Here is a 5,467-nt window from a genome sequence, read left to right as displayed (position 1 = left end):
GAGTAATCAAGTAAATTCTATGAACAAAGGTCTGACAGTGAAAGACCTTGTAACAACAGGTATTTTTACTGCACTGTTATTTGTTTTTGTATTGGTGGGCGGTGTCTTTTTTGCAACGAATCCTGTACTTACTTTTTTCATGCCAGCAGGAGGTGGGCTGCTTGCTGGCCCCATTTATCTTTTGCTGATTGCAAAAGTACATAAGCGTTGGAGCCTTTCTATAATGGGCGTTATCATGGGTATTATTTGGTTCGTGACTGGTATGCACTGGGCTTTTGCATTGGGCTACCTGATCATGGCGATTGTCGCTGACTTTGTTGCGGGTGCAGGGCAATACAAAAGCAAGAAACTCAACAGTCTGTCTTACATCCTGTTTTCCCTCGGCGGTACTGGATCGTATATCGTTTTCTTTGCTGACCCCAACGGCTGGGCGCAGACAATGCTGGGTAATGGAACCGAACAGAGCTACATCGACACCATGCAGGCAACCGCTAACACCGGCATTCTGATTGCCATGTTTGCCGCTGCTATCATTACATCTGCAATCAGCGCTTTTGTAGGCTGCAAAATGCTGAAAAAGCAGTTTGAAAAAGCAGGTATTACAGCATGAGCGGTAAACGCCACAAGAAAGAGCTTTGGCTCGACCCACGGACCAAGCTCTTTCTTATTCTTATGTGTGTTTTATCGTCCATGTTTGCGCCCTCACTTGCATATCAATTTATCCTTGTTATGCTGATTGCGATATTGGGGGCTTTCTTTGGAAAGTGGAAATATGTCATTAAGGCTGTATGCTTTTATGCGGTCATCTGTGCCCTGACAGTTTGGATCATGGCAGAAATGACAGGCACGCTGCGGACAATGTTTATTGCCTTTTTAGGCTTGTTTCATAAGGTCTATGCGTGCGGAACCTTGGCTGGGATTGTTCTGACTACTACAAAAGTCAATGAGTTCCTGTCTGCTATGAACCGTGTCCACGCACCCAAAAAGTTAGTAATTCCTATGGCAGTTATGCTACGGTACATTCCAACTATTCAAGAGGACTGGCGCTATATCAAGGACGCTATGCGGATGAGAGATGTTTCACCTTCTCTGGCGAGCTTTTTAGCACATCCGGGCATGACAGTTGAGTGTATTTATGTGCCTTTGTTGATGGCAGCTTCAAAAGCAGCGGATGATCTTTCTGTTGCTTCTGTCACCCGTGGAATTGAAAATCCCAATCCACGCACCTGCCTTGTCCAGATAAAATGCGGAGCTGCCGATTGGGGCGTCATGACCGTTGCCGTAGCTTATCTGATTTTTGAATTATGTGTGCGGGGAGGTGTGATCGGTTGATTGAGTTTGAAAATGTATCGTTTTCCTATACAGGACAGGAACATGGCGGGCTGCATGACATCAATTTGAAAATTTCGGACGGAGAATGTGTCCTGTTCTGTGGCCGCAGTGGGTGCGGAAAGACAACGATCACACGGCTGGTGAACGGCTTAATTCCTCAATTTTATCAAGGGGAACTTCATGGCCGTGTGCTGGTAGATGGTCAGGAAATCAGCAATATCCCTATGTATCAGATTGCCGCTAAGGTTGGCTCTGTTTTCCAAAATCCACGGACACAGTTTTTTAATGTGGACACAGACAGCGAGATCGCCTTTGGCATTGAGAACGAGGCTCGTCCTCCACAAGAGCTGATAGAGCGAGTGGAACAGACAGCCGACGATCTGCGTATTCAAAAGCTGCGGAACCGGAATATTTTTGAGTTGTCCGGCGGTGAAAAGCAGAAAATCGCCTTCGCTTCTGTTTATGCCATGAACCCACAGATTTATTTGCTGGATGAACTGTCCTCCAATTTGGATATGACTTCCATTCAGGAGTTGAGAGAGCATTTGCGGCTGATAAAAAAGCAGGGCAAAACGGTTTTGATAGCAGAACACCGGCTGTACTACCTGATGGAACTGGCCGACCGAATTGTTTATCTGGAAAAAGGAGAAATCAAAGGGATTTATACCCCGGAAGAATTTCGACAGCTGTCGGAACAGGAGCGCGAACGCATGGGCCTGCGGGCAGTTGATCTTCGGTCGGTGTTCCCACCTAAACCCCACTCGATTGCCCCTATCCCGGTATTAGAGCTACGGAATGTGACGCTCCGTTACAAGAAGCGAACCATTTTGCATGATATTGGCTTATCCGCAGGAAAGGGTGAAGTGATTGGCGTGGTCGGCCACAATGGAGCCGGAAAGACTACATTTTCTCGCGCTCTCTGTGGGCTTCACAAAGACTGCGATGGACAATTTTTGTGGGAAAGCAAGCCGATTGAGCGTAAGGAAAGGCTGCAACGCTCTTATATGGTCATGCAGGATGTGAACTATGAGCTTTTCGCTGACAGCGTAGAAGCAGAATGTTCCTTTGGCATCCGAAATCCAGACCAAACGCTGGTAAATGCAACTTTGGAAGAACTGGGACTTTCCCTATATCGAGAACAACATCCAAACACGCTTTCCGGCGGTCAAAAGCAACGAGTAGCTGTAGCTGTCAGCATGATTTGTGGGAAAGACTTGCTTGTATTTGATGAACCGACCAGCGGCCTTGACTTTGACAGTATGACGCAGGTTGCAGGATTGATCCGGCGATTATCCAATATGGGAAAAGTCATTTTCATTGTCACCCATGATTTTGAGTTTGTCTGCCGTACCTGTTCCCGTGTCTTACATTTTGACGAAGGCGAAATACCCGATGACGTATTAGTTACAATGGATGCCCTCCCGAAATTGAGAGAGCTTTTCTCTGTCAAGGTGAATGTCCCCGCAGGGGACAGAGAGGGCGGCCTGGGCCGTTCAGATGGAAAGGAGAGGTAGTCTATGAAGCAGAAAAAAGAAAACAGTGTAGCATTGCTGCTGCATTGGGCAGGAGAACAAAAATTTTGGTTGTTTCTGGCAATTCTGCTGTCCATGTGCAGCGGGCTTTGCATTATTGTTCCGTATATTGGGATTTACAGGCTGATGGATGCCACATTTAACAATGCCTGCACAAAAGAACTTGTGGTACAGACTGTGGCAATGATTGCCGCCGCTGTCACCCTGCGTTTTGCATTATTCGGCTGTTCCGGCGTGGCAGCCCATAAAGGCGCATACGGCGCACTGTTCAAAGTGCGCTGCATGGTTGCGGAACACATGGCCAGAGCGCCTTTGGGGGCCTTGAATGAACGGCGCACCGGGGATATAAAAACGGTTCTGAATGAAGATATTGAAAAGCTGGAGTTGTTCCTGGCTCATAACCTTCCTGACCTTGTGTGCTATCTGGTTGGGCCGGTAGTCATCTTTATTTACCTGATGACCGTCAATATTCCTCTGGCATTGATTTCCCTGGTTCCGCTGATCCTTGCTGTTGTTGTAATGGGGATGATGTTCCGCAACACGGATGACCTGATGGAACGGGCCAATCGCTCCATTACCACACTGAACTCGGTTATGATTGAGTACATCAGCGGTATGAAATTGATTAAAGCCTACAACATGGGGAGCAAATCGTTTCAAAAGTTTTCAGACGCTATCCAGGAAGAAAACGCCATGTGGAATGAAACTTCCCGGCGCATGGGGCCACCTTATGCGGCCTTTGTTGTTATCATCGAATGTGGGATGTTGCTGATGGTTCCAATCGGCGGAATGTTTTTCCTGAAAGGCTCACTGGCGGCCAGCGCATTTTTGCTGTTCGTCTATGTAGGTTCCATGTATCTGACGGAAATCCGCCCCCTGCAAGAACTGGGGACTAATTTTGCTAATGTACTGAACGCTGTTACCAAGACCAAAGAAATCCTGGATATTCCGATTTATGAGGGTGGAATGGACTTTCCCCAAAATCACGATATTGAACTTCGCAATGTCCGATTTTCCTATGACGGTAAGACCGATGTACTGCAAGGTGTCAACCTCAAAATCAATGACGGGGAACGCGTGGCTCTTGTGGGACAGTCTGGTGCCGGCAAAAGCACTGTGATTGAACTGATCTCCCGCTTCTATGATGTGCAGGAGGGCGAAGTGCTGATTGGTGGAAAAAATGTCAAGGAGCTTGACTACGATACCATTCTGAAAAATGTAGCCATCGTATTTCAAAAGACCTTCCTGACCCGTGACAGCGTTTTAGAAAATATCCGAATGGGCAGCAACGCCACTCTGGAAGAAGTGCGGGCTGCTGCAAAAGAGGCGCAGATTGACGATTTTATCATGTCCTTGCCAGATGGATATGACACGAAAGTGGGCAGCTTTGGCTCTCGCTTCTCCGGCGGTGAAAAACAGCGGATTGCGATTGCCCGCGCAATTCTGAAAAATGCACCTATCTTAATTTTGGACGAGGCCACAAGTGCCTCTGACCCGGAAAATCAGATGGAGATTGATAAAGCTATTCAAAATCTATGCAAAGGCAAAACAGTCATTGTAGTAGCACACCGTTTGAGTGCTTTGAAAATGTGCAACCGGGTGGCTGTGGTGGAAAATCATACAATTACCAGCGTTGGCACCCATGAGGAAGTTCGGAAGAACAACGCCTACTATCGAAATGCGTGGAAAGACTACGAGACAGCCCGGAATATCACTTATCAGTTGGAGGGAGGCGAGCAGCATGAATGAGCATGATGTATTGAAAAAAAACCGCAATTTCTATATTGGTGTCGGCGGAACCGTTCTGGAAGGACTTCTCTCCGGCAGCCTGTTTATACTGCTTTACTCTGTTATGCAGTTTTTGTGGTCGGGTCAATTTGACATGAACCGCGTTCTGGCTCTGACCGGTATTATTGCAGTGGTTTTTCTTCTCCGTATCCTGATTTACAGCTACGGTTATACCAAAGCGCAGATTGGCGGTGCGGAGGTCAGTAAGAATATTCGGCTTTTTATGGGTGACCATTTGAAGCGCATCCCACTGTCCCGCTTTACGCAGGGACAGACCGGCGATTATATCAACACCATCACAAGCGATGTAAACAACTACGAAAAAATCCTGACCCATAAAGTCGGAGATTTGGCAAAGAATTTTGCCCTGTCACTGATGTTGATTGTCTTTGTTGTGACGCTTTATGTTCCAGCTGGAATTATCCTGCTGATAGCAGACCTTCTTTTAATCCCCGGCCTGTGGCTTTCTTTCCGCATGGTACGGAAATATGGAAAAGAAAAGAACGATATTTGTGCGGAGAACGTCAGCAGCATTGTTGAATATGTTTCTGGTATTCAGACTTTCCGAGCTTATGGTGTAGGCGGTATGAAGAACAAAACCGTTATCAACGCCATGCGGGAGTTTTCCCGGATCAGCTTTGTGTACGAATCAAAAGTGCTTCCTATTGGTGCGGTCTTTGGTATTTTGAGTTGGCTGTCCTGCCCGCTGGTTATCTTGCTGGCCTATGCACCCTGGGTCGCAGGGACACTGAACACGGTGGACTACCTTTTGATTTGTATGCTGCCCCTGTTCTGTGCAAAGCTGGCTAACTCGA

At 47.1% G+C, this 5,467-nt stretch carries 5 protein-coding genes; all 5 read left to right on the top strand.

Annotation, left to right across the window (positions count from 1 at the left end; translation table 11 throughout):
* The coding region (locus tag DWW77_RS17775) for an MptD family putative ECF transporter S component (protein WP_286188047.1) at nucleotides 1–610 on the top strand (610 nt) is incomplete at its 5' end.
* The gene (locus DWW77_RS17770; RefSeq protein WP_118609263.1) at nucleotides 607–1,332 is read left to right on the top strand and encodes an energy-coupling factor transporter transmembrane component T; all 726 of its coding nucleotides are present in this window, start codon (nucleotides 607–609) and stop codon (nucleotides 1,330–1,332) included. The genes DWW77_RS17775 and DWW77_RS17770, both read left to right, overlap by 4 nt.
* Complete coding sequence (locus DWW77_RS17765; protein WP_286188046.1) at nucleotides 1,329–2,846, top strand: ABC transporter ATP-binding protein; 1,518 nt, start codon at nucleotides 1,329–1,331, stop codon at nucleotides 2,844–2,846. Before DWW77_RS17770 ends, DWW77_RS17765 begins: the two co-directional genes overlap by 4 nt.
* 3 nt (nucleotides 2,847–2,849) lie before the next feature.
* Complete coding sequence (locus tag DWW77_RS17760; RefSeq protein ID WP_118609262.1) at nucleotides 2,850–4,613, top strand: ABC transporter ATP-binding protein; 1,764 nt, start codon at nucleotides 2,850–2,852, stop codon at nucleotides 4,611–4,613.
* Nucleotides 4,606–5,467: ABC transporter transmembrane domain-containing protein (locus tag DWW77_RS17755; protein ID WP_147419604.1), on the top strand; the 862-nt coding region annotated here is incomplete at its 3' end. The genes DWW77_RS17760 and DWW77_RS17755, both read left to right, overlap by 8 nt.

It is taken from the genome of Ruminococcus sp. AF17-12 (genome assembly GCF_003479245.1).
In the GTDB taxonomy this organism is placed as follows: Bacteria; Bacillota; Clostridia; order Lachnospirales; family Lachnospiraceae; genus Blautia_A; species Blautia_A fusiformis.
This window is presented reverse-complemented; position numbering and strand designations above follow the sequence as displayed.

Excerpts from the sequence above, each read along its gene's own strand:
- DWW77_RS17760 (WP_118609262.1), top strand. The coding sequence starts at position 2,850 with ATGAAGCAGAAAAAAGAAAACAGTGTAGCATTGCTGCTGCATTGGGCA.
- DWW77_RS17770 (WP_118609263.1), top strand. The coding sequence starts at position 607 with ATGAGCGGTAAACGCCACAAGAAAGAGCTTTGGCTCGACCCACGGACC.